The sequence below is a fragment of the uncultured Ellagibacter sp. genome (assembly GCF_934643285.1).
Taxonomy (GTDB): Bacteria; Actinomycetota; Coriobacteriia; order Coriobacteriales; family Eggerthellaceae; genus Ellagibacter.
This window is the reverse complement of record NZ_CAKUBT010000001.1, coordinates 171281-188494: the sequence shown is the minus strand read 5'-3', so window position 1 is coordinate 188494 and position 17214 is coordinate 171281. Positions and strand designations below refer to the sequence as shown.

Annotated in this window: 15 protein-coding genes and 1 tRNA gene; all 16 read right to left on the bottom strand. The window is 60.7% G+C overall.

The annotated features are described in order from the left end of the window. Positions 1 to 114 precede the first annotated feature (114 nt). The gene (locus Q0I65_RS00835) at positions 115 to 783 is read right to left on the bottom strand and encodes a CDP-alcohol phosphatidyltransferase family protein (RefSeq protein WP_296058783.1); all 669 of its coding nucleotides are present in this window, start codon (positions 781 to 783) and stop codon (positions 115 to 117) included. 181 nt (positions 784 to 964) lie between these two features. Further along, the gene (gene rhaD, locus Q0I65_RS00830) at positions 965 to 1867 is read right to left on the bottom strand and encodes a rhamnulose-1-phosphate aldolase (protein WP_296058782.1); all 903 of its coding nucleotides are present in this window, start codon (positions 1865 to 1867) and stop codon (positions 965 to 967) included. Between the two features lie 192 nt (positions 1868 to 2059). Beyond that, positions 2060 to 2428 carry a 4Fe-4S binding protein gene (locus tag Q0I65_RS00825; RefSeq protein ID WP_296058781.1) on the bottom strand — a complete coding sequence of 123 codons (369 nt, stop codon included), beginning with the start codon at positions 2426 to 2428 and terminating at the stop codon, positions 2060 to 2062. Between the two features lie 6 nt (positions 2429 to 2434). Next, entirely contained in the window at positions 2435 to 3523 is a 1089-nt protein-coding gene (locus Q0I65_RS00820) for a nickel-dependent hydrogenase large subunit (RefSeq protein ID WP_296058779.1), read from the bottom strand. Positions 3524 to 3525: 2 nt separating this feature from the next. Then, entirely contained in the window at positions 3526 to 4410 is an 885-nt protein-coding gene (locus Q0I65_RS00815; RefSeq protein ID WP_296058777.1) for an NADH-quinone oxidoreductase subunit C, read from the bottom strand. A 5-nt stretch (positions 4411 to 4415) separates the two neighbouring features. Beyond that, positions 4416 to 4859 carry an NADH-quinone oxidoreductase subunit NuoB gene (gene nuoB, locus Q0I65_RS00810; protein WP_158048566.1) on the bottom strand — a complete coding sequence of 148 codons (444 nt, stop codon included), beginning with the start codon at positions 4857 to 4859 and terminating at the stop codon, positions 4416 to 4418. Between the two features lie 12 nt (positions 4860 to 4871). Continuing rightward, positions 4872 to 5741, bottom strand: a complete 870-nt coding sequence (locus tag Q0I65_RS00805; RefSeq protein ID WP_296058775.1) for a complex I subunit 1 family protein — start codon at positions 5739 to 5741, stop codon at positions 4872 to 4874. 16 nt (positions 5742 to 5757) lie between these two features. Next, positions 5758 to 7698: a proton-conducting transporter membrane subunit gene (locus Q0I65_RS00800; RefSeq protein ID WP_296058774.1), complete on the bottom strand. Its 1941-nt coding sequence runs from the start codon at positions 7696 to 7698 to the stop codon at positions 5758 to 5760. Positions 7699 to 7924: 226 nt separating this feature from the next. Further along, positions 7925 to 8001: transfer RNA gene (locus tag Q0I65_RS00795), tRNA-Pro, on the bottom strand. Positions 8002 to 8071: 70 nt separating this feature from the next. Further along, on the bottom strand, positions 8072 to 9316 hold the full coding sequence (coaBC, locus tag Q0I65_RS00790) for a bifunctional phosphopantothenoylcysteine decarboxylase/phosphopantothenate--cysteine ligase CoaBC (protein WP_296058772.1): 1245 nt from the start codon (positions 9314 to 9316) through the stop codon (positions 8072 to 8074). A gap of 4 nt (positions 9317 to 9320) precedes the next feature. Next, complete coding sequence (gene hemH, locus Q0I65_RS00785) at positions 9321 to 10343, bottom strand: ferrochelatase (protein ID WP_296058770.1); 1023 nt, start codon at positions 10341 to 10343, stop codon at positions 9321 to 9323. 12 nt (positions 10344 to 10355) lie between these two features. Continuing rightward, positions 10356 to 11408: an RluA family pseudouridine synthase gene (locus Q0I65_RS00780; RefSeq protein WP_296058768.1), complete on the bottom strand. Its 1053-nt coding sequence runs from the start codon at positions 11406 to 11408 to the stop codon at positions 10356 to 10358. Beyond that, positions 11409 to 11963, bottom strand: coding sequence for a signal peptidase II (gene lspA, locus Q0I65_RS00775; RefSeq protein WP_296058766.1), 555 nt, complete (start codon positions 11961 to 11963; stop codon positions 11409 to 11411). A gap of 3 nt (positions 11964 to 11966) precedes the next feature. Beyond that, entirely contained in the window at positions 11967 to 14807 is a 2841-nt protein-coding gene (ileS, locus tag Q0I65_RS00770; RefSeq protein WP_296058764.1) for an isoleucine--tRNA ligase, read from the bottom strand. Positions 14808 to 14987: 180 nt separating this feature from the next. Continuing rightward, a complete protein-coding gene (locus Q0I65_RS09640) occupies positions 14988 to 15290 on the bottom strand; it encodes a helix-turn-helix transcriptional regulator (protein WP_366513189.1) in 303 nt (100 codons plus the stop codon). A gap of 134 nt (positions 15291 to 15424) precedes the next feature. Beyond that, the gene (locus Q0I65_RS00765; protein ID WP_296058762.1) at positions 15425 to 17212 is read right to left on the bottom strand and encodes an ABC transporter ATP-binding protein; all 1788 of its coding nucleotides are present in this window, start codon (positions 17210 to 17212) and stop codon (positions 15425 to 15427) included. Positions 17213 to 17214 lie beyond the last annotated feature (2 nt).

Sequence of the window (17214 nt, the reverse complement as noted above, 5' to 3'; positions counted from 1 at the left end):
CTATTGGATGCAAATTTGACCCGATAGCTAGGGTTAACTCGTACAGTGTAGCGTTTGTGCCTACCCCGTCATAGGAAAAGGGCGGCAAAACTAGATTTCCTGCGCCTCAAAGCGTTATTCGGCACGCATTTCACGCTTCGCAGCAGATAGCTTGAGCAACCCCGCCGCGACGTAATAGATCGTAGTGAACGCACCGACGATAAGGCCTGCGTAGACGAACCAGATACCCCACGAGTAGGGGTCCGAGGAGAAGCCGGGAAGCCACGAGAAGGGAACGACCCCCATGCCGGCGAGCACCGGCCAGTTGAGAAGGAGCGCTGCAAATCCGACGAACAAAAACGTTGTCGCCACCTTCCCAGGATAGATAACCGCAACGCGAATGCGCCACTTCTTGAGCAGATACGCCCCGCCGATGAGAAGCAGCAAATCACGGCCAAGGACCAAGACGACGACCCAGAGCGGCAGGCGCCCGACGGCAAGTAGGCACACAACGCCTGAGATCATGAGGATGCGATCGACGGCGGGATCAAGCAGTCGGCCAAGCTTCGAGACCGTGTGCGTGCGGCGAGCGATTTGCCCGTCGATCCAGTCGGTTCCCGCCGCCACGGCGAAAAGAACCGTCGCAAGGATGTCGTAGCCGGTCAGAAGCAAAACAATGAAGCACGGAACCATGCACAGGCGAATCGTCGAAATGAGATTTGGAATGGTGAAGATGGTGTCGAGCACCTCGTCTTCCTCGGGTGTCAGGTCGTTCTTCGCGGCCTTGTCTATCATCTTCGCCATATAAGCCAAGCCCCCAGTAAATAAAGCCCCAGCGGGTCAGTCGTGTTAATTGCAGCGAATTATTATAGCGCCCTGCATTATCTGAAGCGAAACACTTCGCCGATTCCCCACGGAGATGTTGCCAGCACGTTTATTCGATCGCGAATTGCTCACTGTGCGCCAAAGCCCGGCTGGAAAAAGCCTAATCGAGGAACGTCTCGTTTACATCCAGCCTCAAATCCCGGGCGATGGCGCGAAGCCCGTCGTCGGATATGGTGTTCGCAAAATCGCCGCCCCCGTTGAGCAGGCGCGCCCTCACATAGATATCCGCCGCCTTCTCGATGGTGTGCATGAGACCGAACGCGGAATCGAAATCAGCGCCCGAGCAGAACAGACCGTGCTGTGCCCAAATGACCGCATCGAAAGTCTCCATGAGCTTTGCTGTCGCCATCGCGATCTCAGATCCTCCCGGCACCATCCACGGAACTACGCCAACGCCTTTCGGAAAAGCGATGATGCACTCCGTCATGACTTTCCAGAGTGCACGCGTGATAGCGCGAGCGTCGAGCGGCATTACGGAGGTGAGCGCGACCACGTTTACCGGGTGGGCATGGTAGAGCACGCGGGACGAGCCTGCGGTCACGTCCACGCGAACCGAATGAATCATGAAATGCGAGGGGAATTCCGAGGAAGGCATGCCGCCATCTTTGAGGCCCCACACGATACGGCACGCGTCTCCTTCGGCGTTGATCTCGACGATCCCCACATTGCGAGCGATGTCGAGGGGAACGTTGCGCATATAGCGCCCCGCGCCCGTCACGGCGAAGAACGCACCGCGAAGGTTGTCGGCCTGAACGCCCAAGGGGATCCAATTGCAAGGGTTCTCGTAGAAGAACGGGCGGCAGTCCGCCACTTCCCCATCGGTCATGCGGTACGTGAGGTTTCCGCCGTTGCGCTCGTGCCAACCTTGCTCCCAGCCATCGGCGCACAGGCGCGCAAAGCCCTTCATGAACGGCTGCTGTTCCACGGCGACACCCGAGACGACGCCCTTCGCGGCCGAAACTCCCTTGTCTATCACGTCCTGCGCGCTATCGAAGAAACCCATCGTTTCGCAACCTTCCACTGTCCGTAGCGCATCGCGCGCCGTTCTTGCCGACAGGCCCGACTATACCGCTCGGTTCACGGATAAGCCCCGAGAACAGCGGAATCAACGCAAAACGAGAAGGGACCCCTCAGGGTCCCTTCGAGGCGAGCAGTCGGAAGCCTTCGCCCGATGAGCGGGACGAGAATGCTGCTCTTAGCTTACCTTCTTCACCGGCTTGGCATGTTCGGGAACATCGAAGGACTCGATGTACATCTCCTTCGAAGGCGCCGGCCATCCGGGCTCCATCGACAGGCAGTGCTTCGGACACTCGAGCACGCAGGTGCCGCACTGGACGCAGCGGAACTTGTCGATGGTCCATTTGCGGTTGGGCTTCTCCACTACGATGGCAGCGCAGGGGCAGCGGCGCTGGCAGATGCCGCACAGGATGCAGACATCGACATCGTTGACGATATGGCCCTTAAGTCCTGCGGGGGTTTCCTTCTTCTCCACAGGATACAGCACGGTCTCAGGCTTTTTGAACAGCGAGCCGAGCGTTATCTTTCCCAGTTTGAATCCACCCATGTTCTTCTACCTTTCCGTGCAGCTGATGCAGGGGTCGATGGTGAGGATGATGTTGTTCACGTCAGCCAGATCGCAGCCCTTGAGCGCTGCGGTCATTCCCGCAAGGTTTTGCGAGGTCGGAGTGCGCATGCGCATACGCTCGAGGTTCTTCGTGCCGTTGCCGCGGGCGTAGTAGTAGCACTCGCCGCGCGGCTGCTCGACGACGTTGGACGCCTCGGAGCCGGCAACCGGAGAACCCTTCACGGCAACCGAGATGTCGCCCTCGGGAATCTTGGAGATCATCTCCTCGATGATGTCGATCGACTGGAGCACCTCAAGCGCGCGAACCTTGCAGCGAGCGTAGCAATCGCCCTGGTCGTCGAGGATAGGACAGAAGTCGGCGAGCTCCGCGTAACCGCCGCGGCCGAGCATGCGCACATCGTAGTTCACGTTCGAAGCGCGGGCGAAAGGTCCCACCATGGAAAGCGCGAGGGCGTCCTCGTGGCTCACATGCCCCACCCCGACGGTGCGGTTCTTGACCGACGAGTCCTTCAGGAAGGCGTTCATAATTTGGCGATAGTCGTCTTTGATGCCCTCGAGCACGCGCTTGATCTCAGCAAACTGCGCCGCATCGATGTCGCGCACGACGCCGCCGACCTTCACGACCGAGAAGATGACGCGGCCTCCCGTCGTCTTCTCGAAGATATCGAGGACACGCTCGCGCAGGCGCCAGCAATGCATGAACAGGCTCTCGAAGCCGAAGGCGTCGGCGGCAAGGCCGAGCCACAGAATATGCGAGTGGATACGCGAGAGCTCGTGCCAGATAACACGCAGGTACTCGGCGCGTTTGGGAATCTCGACGCCCATAAGGCTCTCAACCGTTTCGGCGTAGCCCATGGAGTGGCCGAACGCGCAGATGCCGCAGATGCGCTCCGCAATGAAAATGAACTGGTTGTAATCGCGGGTCTCGACGAGCTTTTCGAGGCCACGATGGACGAAGCCGATTTGTGGAATCGCCTCGAGCACCTTCTCGTCCTCAACAACGAGATCGAGGTGAAGCGGCTCGGGCAGCACGGGATGCTGCGGACCGAAGGGGATGACGGTTGCCTTGCCCATCGCTATTCACCGTCCTTTCCGGTATTCGCCGCACGCTCGGCGGTTTCCTGGCGTGCCTTCGCATCGAGGGCAGCGCGGACCTTTGCCGCCCGCTCGGGATCGAGCTGTGCGAGCTTGGCCTCGATTTCGGCGTCGCGCTCGACGTTGGTGGAACCCACGGCACGCTTCGCCTCGGCAGCCTTCTTCTTGCGCTCGAGGGCCGCACGGACCTTGGCGGCCTTCTCGGGATCGAGGTTCTCGAGCTCCGCCGCGCGGGTGGCGCGCTTGCTCTCGCGGGACTGCTCAACCTCGGCAGCCTTTGCCGCTTTTGCCGCGAACGCCGCTTTGATGCGCGCGAGCTTCTCGGGGTCGGTGCCCGCGAAGCGTTCCTCGAAATCGGCCATCTGCGCAGGGTCGATACCCGAGACCTTCTGCTTCATCTGCTTCATGGCATCGGGGTGATCGGCTGCGTACTCGGTCTCGGCCACCTTCGCAGCGCGGGCGCGCTTGGCTTCCGCAGCCTTGGCGGCCTTCTCGCGAGCAGCCTTCTGAGCAGGCGAGATGATAGTCATCGGCTCGGATTGCGCAAGCTGGTAGAACTTGCCGCCGAAATCGATGGCGATGCCTTCAATCGTCACGCCGAACAGGTCGTGGATTTCGTTCTCGAACACGAAGGCCGCGAGGAAGTTGCCGGTGATGGAGGGCACCACATCAGCCTTCTTCACGCCCTTGACCTCGTAGTTGCTGAGCGCGCCATCGTCTTTCATGAACGAGTAGACCAGATCGACGCCCGCATCGGTGTTTACCGCGAGGATCTGCACGAAGCGCGCGTGCTCGCTTTTCATGCGGTCGGAAAGCGCCGGCACGTCTGCCAGCTTGAGCGGAATGAACTCAGAGGAGAATTCCATGGGTCCTACGCCCCCTTCTTCTGTTGCGCCATAGCCTTCGCCTTCTCGTCGAGGATGCCGATCGCCTGCACAACGCCGTCGATTATCGCCTCAGGGCGGACGGCGCAGCCCGGCACGTACACGTCGACGGGGATCGCCTTATCAACGCCACCGAGCACGTTGTAGCAGTCGTGGAAGACGCCGCCCGAGCACGCGCAGATGCCGCAGGCAACGACCGCCTTCGGCTCGAGCATCTGGTCGTAAATCTCCTGGACAACCTTGATGTTCTGCTCGTTCACGCTGCCGGTGACGAGGAAGATGTCGGCATGCTTGGGGTTGCCGGTGTTGATGATGCCGAAGCGCTCGACGTCGAAGCCCGGGCAGAGCGCCGCGAGCACCTCGATGTCGCAGCCGTTGCAGCTTGAGGCATCGTAGTGGATGACCCAAGGTGATTTCGAGTTGTAAGCCATAAGTGAGCCTCCTTACAGGTAGGCCAGAACGGCCACGTTCAAGCCGCCGGCGACGAGCGCGACAAGCCATGCGGACTTCAGCATGAGCTGCCACTTCACGCGGGCGAAGTTGTTATCGATCCAGATCTCGAGGAAGTACACCGCGAGAACGACAACGATCGCAAGGATAATCGAGAGCGGGTTCGACCAGACGAAGAACATCGCGACCCAACCCATGAACAGCACGTTCTCGCACCAGTGCATCACTTCCACCAAACCCAGCGTAGGGCCGCTCATCTCGGTCGTGACACCACGAACGATTTCCTGGTGCGCATGGTGCGACATGGAGATATCGAAAGGCGACTTGCGCAGCTTGATCGTGAGCACGAACAAAAAACCAAGAAACGCGAGCCATGCCGTCGTAATCGCGGGAGCATCGAGGAAGAAGACGCCCGCCACGTCGAACCACCCCGACGCCATGAAGAACGCGACGCACATGAGATAGAGCATCGGCTCGTACGCCATCGCCTGCAGCGTCTCTCGCGCGGCGCCCACTTCAGAGTACGGCGAGCGCGACGAATAAGCAGCCACGATGAAGAGCAGCGAGGAGAGCGTCACGAGGAACACGCTCAGAAGCAGGTTTCCGCCCGAGAAGAACACGCCGCCCGCCACCAGGGTGAAGATGAACGCGAACAGGATGTAGGCGTGCTCGGACGTGTTCACGGAAGCGTTTTCCTTGGAGAAAAGCTTGCGCACGTCGTAATAGGGCTGCAAAAGCGGCGGCCCGACGCGTCCCTGCATGCGCGCGGAGATGATGCGGTCGAGTCCCGCGAGCAAACAACCGATGATAGGGCCCGCAATCGCAAATGCGATGATGCCGATGACCGTAACGATGATCGTCATGAGAAGCCTCGCCTTCCTACAACAAGCCAGGCAGCATAGCAGCCGCCCAAGCAATCGCCGCAACCATGATCACGATGCATGCGCCCGACCCGATCGGGGCGATGCGAGCCTCGCCGAAGACGCCGTCGAGGTACATATTGCGCGACGTGGCCTCAACCGGAGCGGAGAGAGACCCGCGGAACGTGCGCGCCGCGTTGTCCGCCGAAGCACCCGCAAGGTAGACGTCAACCTTCTTCTGCTTAGAAGAACGGCCAAGCCCCGCGAAGAGCATAAGGATGACGAGCACCGCGCAGATCGCAGCAATCCAAAGGTTCCCGTCGGAGATGTCCTGCCCACCGTAGTGGAACGCGGTCTGGATATAGGGAACGACGAGCCCCGACGACATGACTGGGAGCAGAACACACGTCACGCATACCAGCCCCGCCATCAACAGCAGCGCCGCCCACTCGGATTTATGCACCGAAAGCTCGACGTTTTGCGGCTCGCCCGCGATTCCCGAGAGCTTGCCGAGCCACTTCGCCCAGAACATGAACGTTGCAGCGGAACCGAATGCGAGCAGGATGATGAGCGCGACGTTGCCCGTTTCAACGAAGGACACGAGTGTCGCCCACTTCGCGATAAGCATGCCGAAAGGCGCCACGAACATGCACATGATGCCGAGCATCATGAAGCGGGCAAGGCGCGGCATGCGCTCGAAGAGTAGGTCCATATCCTCGATGTTGCGGCTGCCGATATGGTGCTCGGCGGTGCCGACGCACAGGAACAGCAGGCTCTTCGCAACTGCATGGAAGATGATGAGCAGGATTGCCGCCCAAACGGCCTCGGGGGTTCCCACACCCGCGCATGCGGTGATGAGGCCGAGGTTAGCAATGGTGGAATACGCGAGCACACGCTTGGCATTGCTCTGTGAGATAGCCATGAACGAGCACAGCGCGAACGTGAGGCCGCCGACGAGCACCACCATCACGGAGGGTACCAAGCTCACCGCGAAGATCGGCGAGAGCTTCACGAGCAGAAACACGCCCGCTTTGACCATGGTCGATGAGTGCAGAAGCGCAGAGGTCGGTGTCGGAGCCACCATCGCGCCGAGAAGCCACGTATGGAAGGGCATCTGCGCCGCCTTCGTGATGCCCGCGAACGCGAGCAAGGTGACTGGGAGCATGACGAGCGCAGGGAAGGCGGCACCGAGCTCGACGAACATCGAGAACGAAAGCGGCAGGCCGAAAACGCCCAGATAGACAAGGGAGAACTGAAACGCAACGCCACCAAGCAGGTTCATCACGATCTGGCGGAAGGCGTTGTTGATGGCCTCTTCGGACTTCGTGAAACCAATGAGCAGGAAGGAGCACAGAGTGGTGACCTCCCAAGCCGTGTACATCCACGCCATGTTGTCAACAAGCACGATATTGAACATGGCGGAAAGGAATGCGAACATGATGGCGAAAAACCACGGGCGACGATCGCGCGCCTGGGGGTTCTCGTGCAGTTCGTGAGCTTGGAAGTCCTTCATGTAGCCCAGAGCATACACGCATATACCCGAGCCAACGATGCCGATGATAAGCACCATAATCACGCCGAGCGCATCGACGCGCATCGTCATGGAGAACTCGGCCCCTGCCTGAACGGCAAACTCGAACCACAGCGCCACGACGATCTGCAGCGCCGCCAAGCCCAGTGCGAACGGGCGCTTGTAGCGAACCGCATAGCACACGACGAAGATAGCGACAGTCAGGTCGATGGCAAGGTTCACCAGGGAAAGCGGATGCCCCCATTCGGCGGGCAGGGCGAACTCATAGGTACCGGGGCCTGCGAACACCACCGCAAACGCGATCGAGAGCACCGCAATGAGCGCGGCGAAGGCAATGGCGATCGCATCGCGCGCGCGGTCGTTCTTGATCACGAGAAGCAGCAATGCCGCAACTACGGGCACCACAATGAGGGAGGCAATTAGCTCCATCGCATACTCCTTTACTTGAATAGTGACCTTCCTGCTCCAAGCGCAAACGGGGAAGGCGAACGCGAGACTCGCGTGACGTCTACTCTAGTAAAAAGGAGGCTATTCGACCTGCACCTTTGGAGTGCAGGTCGAAATCAGTCGGTAAAAGGGCTATCGCTGAGGTAGCAATTGCAGAAATGGAAAAAAGCGGGCCAGAAGACTTATCCTCTGACCCGCTTGTGTAAGCTGGTCGGGTTGACAGGATTTGAACCTGCGACCCCTTGACCCCCAGTCAAGTGCGCTACCAAACTGCGCCACAACCCGATTCATTTGTTTGCCATCCGCTTAAGACAGCTTGTTTATAATACCGTTACCTTCGATAGGTTTCAAGCCCCTATTTCAAGAATTCTAGGGCTTTATCGAGAATTCGATCGGCGAGTTCGCGTTTGCCCATTTCAGGAAGATGATCCTCCCCCGAAGCCGAGACAAAAGCCACCTCGTCCGAATCGGCACCGAAGCCCTGGCCGCGCGAAACATCGTTCGCCACGATGAAATCGGCCTTCTTGCGGGAAAGCTTGCTGCGTGCGTTGCCAACAACGTCGTTCGTCTCAGCAGCGAACCCCACGACCACCTGGCCTTCGCGCTTCGCAGCCCCGCACGAGGCGAGGATATCAGTGTTCTCGACAAGCTCGATATGCGCGAGCGCCTCATCGTCGGCGCCCTTCTTGAGCTTGCGGTCGGATACCGTGCGCGGGCGGAAATCGGACACCGCCGCGGAGAAAATGGCGATATCGGCAGACGGGAACGCCTCGTCGACGGCAGCTTTCATCTCGCAGGCCGTGCCCACGCGCACCATCTTCGCACCAGGAACGTCCGCAAGGGAAACAGGACCCGTAACAAGCGTGACCACGGCACCGCGCTCAAGGGCAGCCTCGGCAATCGCGAAGCCCATCTTGCCCGTCGAGGGATTAGAAATGAACCGCACGGCGTCGATCGGCTCGACGGTAGGGCCGGCTGTCACAACGACGTGCCTCCCTTCCAAATCCTTTTTGCGCCCGAGCATACCAAGAACGCTCGCGACGATGTCGGCAGGGTCGGCCAGGCGGCCACGACCAACGTCTCCGCAGGCGAGATAGCCTTCGCCGGGCTCGATGAAGTGCACCCCTCGCGAGGCGAGCACCTGCATGTTGTGCTGCGTCGCCACAGCCTCGTACATATGCACGTTCATCGCGGGCGCCACAGTAATCGGCGCCGTGCAGGCAAGCGCGGTCGTCGAGAGCAAATCATCGGCGATTCCTGCCGCCATCTTCGCAAGCACATTGGCCGTGCAAGGGGCGATAAGGAACAAATCGCACTCCTCGGCAAGCGAGACGTGATGGATTGGGTCCCCCGGACCGTCACCGAAGGTATCGATGGCGACAGGCTCGTGCGTCAGGGCGCGGAAGGTGGTCGGCCCAACGAACTCGCAGGCGTTCTTCGTCATCACGACTTTCACGCGCACGCCCGCCTTTTGAAGCCCGCGCAAAACCTCGCAGGATTTATAGGCGGCAATGCATCCCGTGACACCGAGGAGCACCAACGGCGCTGCGGCGTCTTCGGGCTTCCTATCGTCTGTCTTCGCTTGGCAGGTATCATTCATGATGTCACTCTCCTTCCCCAAGATACGGTTTCAAAACATCGCAGAGAGCCCGCACGTGCGCGCGGCTCCGGTTCAAGCAAGGGACGTACACGAAGCGGGAGTCGTCCGCCGGATGGCCCGCCGCGAGCAAGCTCTCGCGATACAAGTCGCCGAACTCGATTTCCACATCGAAGCGCGTCTCCAGACAGTCGACCGAGAAACCAGGGCAGACGATGAATGTGCGCCCATCATCGACCTCGGCCAGACGAGCGAGCGTGTCCTTCGTGAAGGGAGACAGCCACGTGCGCGCGTTGTCGAAGCGGCAATGGTAGCTTATCGTCCATGTTTTTCGATCGAGGCCCAGCTCATCGGCAACATGTAAGCTTGTAGACCCCGTTTGCAGCTCGTAGGTGTCCCCGTCTTCGATGTCGACAAGCGGAATGGAGTGGAACGAGAACACGAGGCGGTCGCCTGGCTGCTGGCCGAACCCGGCATGCTTGATCGAGGCGGCGAGCGCGCGAATATAGCTCGGATGCTCGGCATATCCCTCCACGACCGTCGTGTCGCCCTTCCAGTGCGCACGGCGCACCGCGCGAGCGACCGAGTCCTTCACGGAGAGCGTCGTGCTGTGCGCGGTTTGCGGGTAAAGCGGCAGCACGACGATGCTGTCGCATTCGAGCTCGCGAAACTCACGGAGAGCCTTCTTGACGGGCGGCTCGCCGTAACTCATCGCGATGCGAACGGGAGCGTCGAAGCCCTCGCTTTCAAGGCGCGCCTCGAGCGCTGCGGCGAGCGCCGTGTGCGTTACGAGCAAGGGCGACCCCTCGGGCGTCCAAATCTGTCGGTACTTCTCGGCCGATGCGACGCTTCGCTTCGGCAGGATCGCCAAATGGAGGATGAACCACCAGATGAAACGATTCATGGGCGCGATGCGCTTGTCCATGAGAAATTGTGCTAGGTAGCGCTTGACGGCCTTCGGCTCAGGCGCCGACGGCGTCCCGGTGTTCACGAGAAGCACGCCAACTTTCTCTTTGCCATGCAACGCCATAACGCATCACTCCTATTCGGGTAGCTCGCCCTCGATCGAGGGGTGAGGGGCGTCCGCCAAGAGGGCGGCCACTTCATGGCCGGCATCGGTCAAGCCGCGACTTCGGTCGGCCAGGACACTGAGCACCTCTGCCAAGTCGCGCGGCAGGTTATCTGCGAACTCGAGCACCTCGGAGGTCTCGGGGTGGGTGAAGCGGATCTTAAACGAATGGAGGAACTGCCGCTTGAGCCCAAGCTGAGCACGCGTATCCTTCGGCCCATTCGCCGTGTAGACAGGGTCGCCCACGAGCGGGTGCTTCGCATACTGCATGTGAACGCGAATCTGGTGCGTGCGCCCCGTGAACAGTTTGCAATCGATCAACGTGTACCCGTCGTCGTGCTGGCGCGGCTCGAAGCGCTCGAGTACGCGAAACGTGGTGACGGCGTCGCGGGCAGAAGGCACATCACGCACGGCCATGCGCGTTCGCTCGTTGGCGCTTCGAGCGATCGGCGCGTCGATCATACCCGTGTCCGGTGCGATCACGCCGTGAACGAGCGCGAGGTAATGGCGATCGACCGCGCGATCGCGGATATCCTCCATAAGGGCATAACCAGCCGCATCGGTCTTCGCGGCGAGCATAAGCCCCGACGTGTCGCGATCGAGCCGGTGCACAATGCCGAGGCGGTCGTCCTCGCCCTGCACGTTGCAGAGGTGGTCGACCCCACAATGGTAGATGAGCGCGTTCACGAGCGTCCCATCGGTGTGGTCGACAGACGGATGGCACACAAGCCCGACCTGCTTGGACAGCACGATAAGGTCGTCGTCCTCGAAGCGGATGTCAAGGTCGATTGGCTGTCCTGTTACCGGGCCCGCCTCGACCTCTTCCTCTTCCTGGTACACGATCATGTCACCCGCAGCGACTGCGTACTTCTTGGCAACGTTGGCCCCGTTCACGAAGACGTTGCCCGACTCGATTGCCCGCGCGGCGGCGCTGCGGCTCGCAAAGCATGCGCGCGCGGCGAGAAGCGAGTCGAGCCGCTCCCCCGCATCGAGCGCCGTGGCGGAATAACTCAGCATGCGCGCCATCTATTCCCCACCCCCATTTTCGCTTCCACGCACCGCGCGCTTCGCCTCGGTGCGCTCATGGACGAGAAGCGACACGATGAACAATATGATTCCGCAGGTCACACCAATATCCGCAACGTTGAAGATAGGGAAATCGATAAACGTCGGCTCGATGAAGTCGACGACGAAGCCAAGCGTGAAGCGGTCGATCGCGTTGCCGATGCCGCCCGCGACGACAAGCGAGATCCCGATGAGCTCGCCAGAGTTCGGGCGCTGCGGGGTAAGCGCAAGATAGGCTGTGAGCGCGATGCAAACCACGAGCGAGAACGCGCCAAGAGCCCAGGTGGCGCCCGAGAAGATGCTCCAGGCACCGCCCGTGTTGTAAACGAGATGGAAGCGGAATATGCCGAGAATCGGGTCGGAAATCACCTGTCCCGCATGGTATGAGCCGTTGAAGAACAACTTCGATGCCTGGTCAAGGACAAGCCACACCACCACGATGGGGATAAACACGGCGAACCGCCGCGCAACTGCGCGCACGGTCCGCCCGTTCTCGAAATCTTTGTCGGCGCTCAAGCGCTAGTCCTCCTCGGAAAAGCCGATCGAGTCGAGCACGTCGCCGCAGCGCTCACAGACATGCGGATGATTGGCGTTGCCACCGAGCTCGCGCACGTTCCAGCAGCGCGGGCACTTCTCGCCTACCGCAGGAGCGACGGCACAGGAGAAGCCCTCGCCCGAGACGACTTCCACCGCCGCGCAGACGAAGACCTCGGCGAGGTCGACATCGGCCAATGCAGTGGCGGCATCGGCGGGAAGGGTGAGCGTGGCGAAAGCCGCCTGGCTCGTGCCCTCCGTCACGACGCCCGCTTCCTTCGCTTCCTCAAAAGCCTTGGTGAAGACGTCGCGCGCCGTTGCGAGCTGGTTGTAGGCGGAAAGCATCGCAGAGGCTTCCTCGGCGGACCAAGGAGCCTCGTACCAGTCGAGCAGCGCCGCGCGGGTCTGACCGTCGCGAAGAGACTCGGGCAAAAACGCCATAACCTCGTCGCAGGTGAACGCGAGAATCGGCTGCAAATCGTGCACGAGCATCGAGAGAATCTGAGCCCAAACGGTAAGAGCGCTGCGACGTTCCTGACCGTCCGCCTGGCCGCAGTAGACGCGGTCTTTGGTGGCGTTCAAGTAACCGTTGGAAAGCTCGGTCACGTAATCGTAGAGGTTGCGGTACACCACGTTGAAGCGATAGCCCTCGTAGGCTTCCGTCACGATCTCGTGCACCTGGCACAGGCGGGCAAGCGCGAGCTTGTCGTAGCCGGCCAGCTCTTCGGTCGCCACGGCATCGGTCGCGGGGTCAAAGCGGCCCTCGATCTCGCCGAGCAGGAAGCGAAGCGTGTTGCGGATCTTGCGATACGCCTCACCGACGTGGGAGAGGATCTCGCCATCGCACGTGACGTCGTTGGAGGTATCGACAGAGGAGACCCACAGGCGCATGACGTCGGCACCGCGGGTGTCGCATTCCTTGTTCGGGTCGATAACGTTGCCGAGCGACTTGGACATCTTGCGGCCTTGGCCGTCAAGCGTGAAGCCCTGCGAGACGACCGCCTTGTAGGGAGCTGTGCCGTACGCGCCCACCGAGGTCATGAGCGAGCTCATGAACCAACCGCGGTGCTGGTCGGAGCCTTCGAGGTACATATCTGCCGGGAACTCGAGGTTGTCGCGATGTTTGCACACGGCGGTGTGCGAAACGCCCGAGTCCCACCACACGTCGAGGATGTCCTTGTTCACCTTCAGGTGATGGCCGCCGCACTTGGGGCAGACGCACGCGTCGCCAAGGTAGCTTGCGGGGTCGTCGGTGAACCAACAGTCGGAGCCCTTGCTGCGGAACAGTGCGATAACGGCGTCGAGAGTCGAGTCGTTCACGACCGTTTCGCCACAGTCCTCGCAGGTGAAAGCAGGAATGGGAACGCCCCAATTGCGCTGACGGGAGATGCACCAGTCGGGACGGCCCTCCACCATCGACCCGATGCGCTTCACGGCATGGGGCGGGTAGAACGCGACCTTCGAGAGCTCCTCGAGCGCCTCCTCGCGCAGCGTGCGGCCGTCGTCGAGCGCTTTGTCCATCGAGACGAACCACTGACTCGTGGCGCGGAAGATGACAGGCTGCTTGCAGCGCCAGCAGTGCGGATAGCTGTGGTTGATGTCCTCGTGAAGGATGAGCGTGCCGCGCTCGCGCAGCCACTCGATGATCTTCGGGTTGGCCTCGTTGACCTCCATGCCGGACCAGGGGCCGCCCGTGCCCATCTCGTCGCCTTTGTAGAAGCGACCGTCGTCGTCGACGGGCATGACCACGGGAATGTCGAACTTCATGCCGACAAGATAGTCGTCGACGCCGTGCCCGGGAGCACCATGGACGATGCCGGTGCCGTCGTCCAAGGTGACGTAATCGGCGTAGACGAACTCGCCCTCAACGCCCTGATCGCCGAAGATGGGCTGCTTGTACTTGTTGTGTGCCAGCTCGATGCCGGTCATGCTCCAAGGCTCACCGTCGGCGCCGCGCACAAGCTCGACCTCGCCGTAGCCGAACTTCGCGCAATCCTTCTCCACGAGCGCGCGTGCCATGATCTCCGCCTTGCCGTCATGGACGACCGCGACGTAATCGGCCTCGGGATGCAGGATGACGATGTCGTCGGCGGGCAGAGTCCAGGGGGTGGTGGTCCAGATGTCGACCCAGAGCTTGCCTTCCCAGGCCTCGAGGCCCGCAGGCACCGTTGTCATCTCGAAGCGAACGAAGATGGCGGGGCTGACCTCGTCGCCGTACTCGATTTCCGCCTCGGCGAGCGCCGTGTGACAGTGCGAACACCAGTGGACTGGCTTGCGACCGCGATAGATTGCGCCGCGATCGAAGATGGCCTTGAAGATCTCGACGTCGGTGGCATCGTAGTCGTTCACATAGGTGAGATAGGGGTTATCCCACTCGGCGAGCACGCCCAGGCGCTTGAAGCCCTGGCGCTGCGTGTCGACCTGTTCGACAGCCATTTTACGGCAGAGCTCGCGGACCTTCTCGGTGGGCAGCTGGTTGAACTTCTCGGTACCGAGCATGGTCTCGACCTTGTGCTCGATCGGCTGACCGTGGCAGTCCCAGCCGGGCACATAGGGAGTGCGGAAACCGCGCATCGCCTTGTAGCGGTTGATGATGTCCTTCGAAATCTTGTTCTGCGCGTGGCCAAGATGAATGGGTCCGTTTGCGTACGGGGGGCCGTCGTGCAGGACGAAGGGCTTAGCGTCCTTGTTCTTCTCCTGCAGCTTCTCGTATACATGATCCTCTTCCCACTCCGCGAGGCGCTTGGGCTCGTTTTTCGGGAGATTGCCCCTCATCGCGAAGTCGGTAGTAGGCAGGTTCATCGTTTTCTTGTAATTGCTCGCCATAAAAGCGGCCCAGCCTTTCCCGATCGGTTCCTATGCAAAGCGCACGAATGCGCCATCCGTCAAACCACAAGATTATAAGCCAAGAAGAAGGCTCGGTAATTGGCACAGCGCACGGTTTCCCAAAATCACGATAGACGGCAGGGAAAAGTTGATTCGCAAGTTCATCCGAACACGCAAGTGTCATTCTCGTACGTAATCTGCAGAGTTCGCGTCATCGCGGCAACGCACAGGCTGTGACGTGAGCAGACAGAGGGGGTCCACGCCAAGAGCCACCGCGAAACGCTCAAGGTATTCAAGCGTCGGGTTCGCCTCCCCGCGCTCGACTTTGTCGAGGTAAGGGCGCCCCACCCCGCAACGTTTGGCGAAATCCACCTTCGTGATCAGCGAGGCCACACGAAGGCAACGAACGTTGGCGCCGAACACCGCACCGAGGGCAGGCGAAGGCTTTCGCTCGAGAACGCTACATCTGTCTGTCTCTCCCATATTCATAGATTCCACACTATAAGGAACCGCACAGGTAAAAAGGGCGCAGCATTACCGCGCGATCGCTCAACCATGAAATCCAAACAGGATACTAAGTTTTGCGCAATACCGGAGAAAGCATCCGAGGGACAACATTATTCCAGGTAGGCACCCGTCTGACGCTCCCACAAGTTGGCGTATTCCCCGCCTTGGGCCACAAGTTCGGAATGCGGGCCATCCTCCACAATGCGCCCATCACCCAGAACGACGATGCGATCGAGGCTTGCCACCGTCGATAAGCGATGCGCCACCACGATACACGTGCGCCCGCGCATGAGCGTCGAGAGCGCGTCCTGGACGAGCTGCTCGCTCTCGGAGTCGAGCGCGCTTGTGGCCTCATCGAGCACGAGCACGGGACAATCGGCCAAAAGGGCGCGCGCAATCGACACGCGCTGGCGCTGCCCGCCCGAAAGCTTCACGCCGCGCTCGCCGGTGATCGTGTCGAAGCGCTCCGGCAGACGCTCGATGAATTCGAGCGCGTTCGCCAGCCGCGCCGCCTCGCGGATTTCCTCAAGCGTCGCGTCGGGGCGACCGTAGGCGATGTTTTCGGCAATCGTACGGTGGAACAGCAGCGATTCTTGGGGCACGTAGGCGATCTGACGGCGAAGCGATTGCTGCGTGCAGCGGGCAATATCTTGCCCGTCCACGAGGATGCTCCCCTCTTGGATATCGGAAAGGCGCAGCAAAAGTTTCGTCAAGGTGGTCTTGCCCGCCCCGCTCATACCAACGAGCCCGACGCGTTCACCTGGGGCGATATGCAGGTTGAAATCTTCGAACACGCGCGTTTTCGCCGAGCCGTCGGTATACCAGAACCCAATGCCCCGAAAGTCGATTTCCCCGTTGCTCACCTGCAAATCGGGAGCGCCCGGAAGGTCGGCAACGAGCCGCAGCTCGTCGAGCACCTGCGTCATCCCACTCGCGTCGCCAAACGCGCGATTTAACTTCTGCAGGCCGTTGTTGATGAAGTTGAACTGGTTCGTCACCGTGTAGGTGTAGGTGAACATGAGCACAAGCGTGCCGGGCGTAATGCCGTACCAGGCATTTCCCCCGATGATGAAAACGGTGACTGCGCTCATGATGACGACGGCGATGCACGCGGTAACGATGCCGCGCGCGAGCGATGCACGCATGCGCCGGTTGTCGCGCTCGACAACGCAGCGGTTCGCCTCGTCGAAAAGCGCACGCTCGTAATCCTCGCGTCCGTAGGTCTTCACGGCAAGGATGTTCGCGACCGAGTCGGACAGCTCACCCGACAGCTGGTTTTGCGCGCTCGCTGCCTTCTCGTTGAGCCCGAGAATCCGCTTGTACATATAGTAGGACACACATGCGTATATCGCGAGCAGCACCATCAGGACGGCAACGTAAACGGGCACGCGCGGAATCAGCACAGCGCAGGTAAACACGACCGAGCAAAGCACCGGCAAAAAGGGAAACGACAGCGTCTCCAACAGAAGCTGATAGGCGCTCATGAACTTCGACGTCTGGCTCACGAGCGTTCCGCCAAAGCGGTTCGAATGGAATGACATCGACTGGTTGCACAGCGCGTCGAAGCTCATCGTGGCAAGGTCGTAGGACGCTGCGATTTGCAAGCGGTACATGCAATAGTCCTGCAGCTTACTCGCCGCTTGGCCGAACACGTTCACAGCGACGAGCGCAAGCGCGAAGGGGCCGAACGTGGAAAACACCTCGTCGGCGGCAACGGGGTTTGCGCTCACCTGGTCGACCACCATGGACATGAGATAGGGGTTCGCATACGAGAGCAGGGCCACATAGGCAAGCGTCGAGGCGACAAGTCCCGCGAACAGGCCGAAGTGAGCTCGCGTGACTTGCCAGTAGTAATGGAGCGTGCGACGGGTGGTCGCAGGCAATGCAGGGGCGGACATAA

What these genes read in the sequence shown, in the direction of transcription:
- Q0I65_RS09640 (WP_366513189.1), bottom strand. Translation starts at nt 15,290, where the DNA reads ATGGGAGAGACAGACAGATGTAGCGTTCTCGAGCGAAAGCCTTCGCCT.
- Q0I65_RS00765 (WP_296058762.1), bottom strand. Translation starts at nt 17,212, where the DNA reads ATGTCCGCCCCTGCATTGCCTGCGACCACCCGTCGCACGCTCCATTAC.
- Q0I65_RS00805 (WP_296058775.1), bottom strand. Translation starts at nt 5,741, where the DNA reads ATGACGATCATCGTTACGGTCATCGGCATCATCGCATTTGCGATTGCG.
- rhaD (WP_296058782.1), bottom strand. Translation starts at nt 1,867, where the DNA reads ATGGGTTTCTTCGATAGCGCGCAGGACGTGATAGACAAGGGAGTTTCG.
- Q0I65_RS00835 (WP_296058783.1), bottom strand. Translation starts at nt 783, where the DNA reads ATGGCGAAGATGATAGACAAGGCCGCGAAGAACGACCTGACACCCGAG.
- nuoB (WP_158048566.1), bottom strand. Translation starts at nt 4,859, where the DNA reads ATGGCTTACAACTCGAAATCACCTTGGGTCATCCACTACGATGCCTCA.
- ileS (WP_296058764.1), bottom strand. Translation starts at nt 14,807, where the DNA reads ATGGCGAGCAATTACAAGAAAACGATGAACCTGCCTACTACCGACTTC.
- Q0I65_RS00780 (WP_296058768.1), bottom strand. Translation starts at nt 11,408, where the DNA reads ATGGCGCGCATGCTGAGTTATTCCGCCACGGCGCTCGATGCGGGGGAG.
- Q0I65_RS00815 (WP_296058777.1), bottom strand. Translation starts at nt 4,410, where the DNA reads ATGGAATTCTCCTCTGAGTTCATTCCGCTCAAGCTGGCAGACGTGCCG.
- coaBC (WP_296058772.1), bottom strand. Translation starts at nt 9,316, where the DNA reads ATGAATGATACCTGCCAAGCGAAGACAGACGATAGGAAGCCCGAAGAC.
- Q0I65_RS00800 (WP_296058774.1), bottom strand. Translation starts at nt 7,698, where the DNA reads ATGGAGCTAATTGCCTCCCTCATTGTGGTGCCCGTAGTTGCGGCATTG.
- hemH (WP_296058770.1), bottom strand. Translation starts at nt 10,343, where the DNA reads ATGGCGTTGCATGGCAAAGAGAAAGTTGGCGTGCTTCTCGTGAACACC.
- Q0I65_RS00820 (WP_296058779.1), bottom strand. Translation starts at nt 3,523, where the DNA reads ATGGGCAAGGCAACCGTCATCCCCTTCGGTCCGCAGCATCCCGTGCTG.
- Q0I65_RS00825 (WP_296058781.1), bottom strand. Translation starts at nt 2,428, where the DNA reads ATGGGTGGATTCAAACTGGGAAAGATAACGCTCGGCTCGCTGTTCAAA.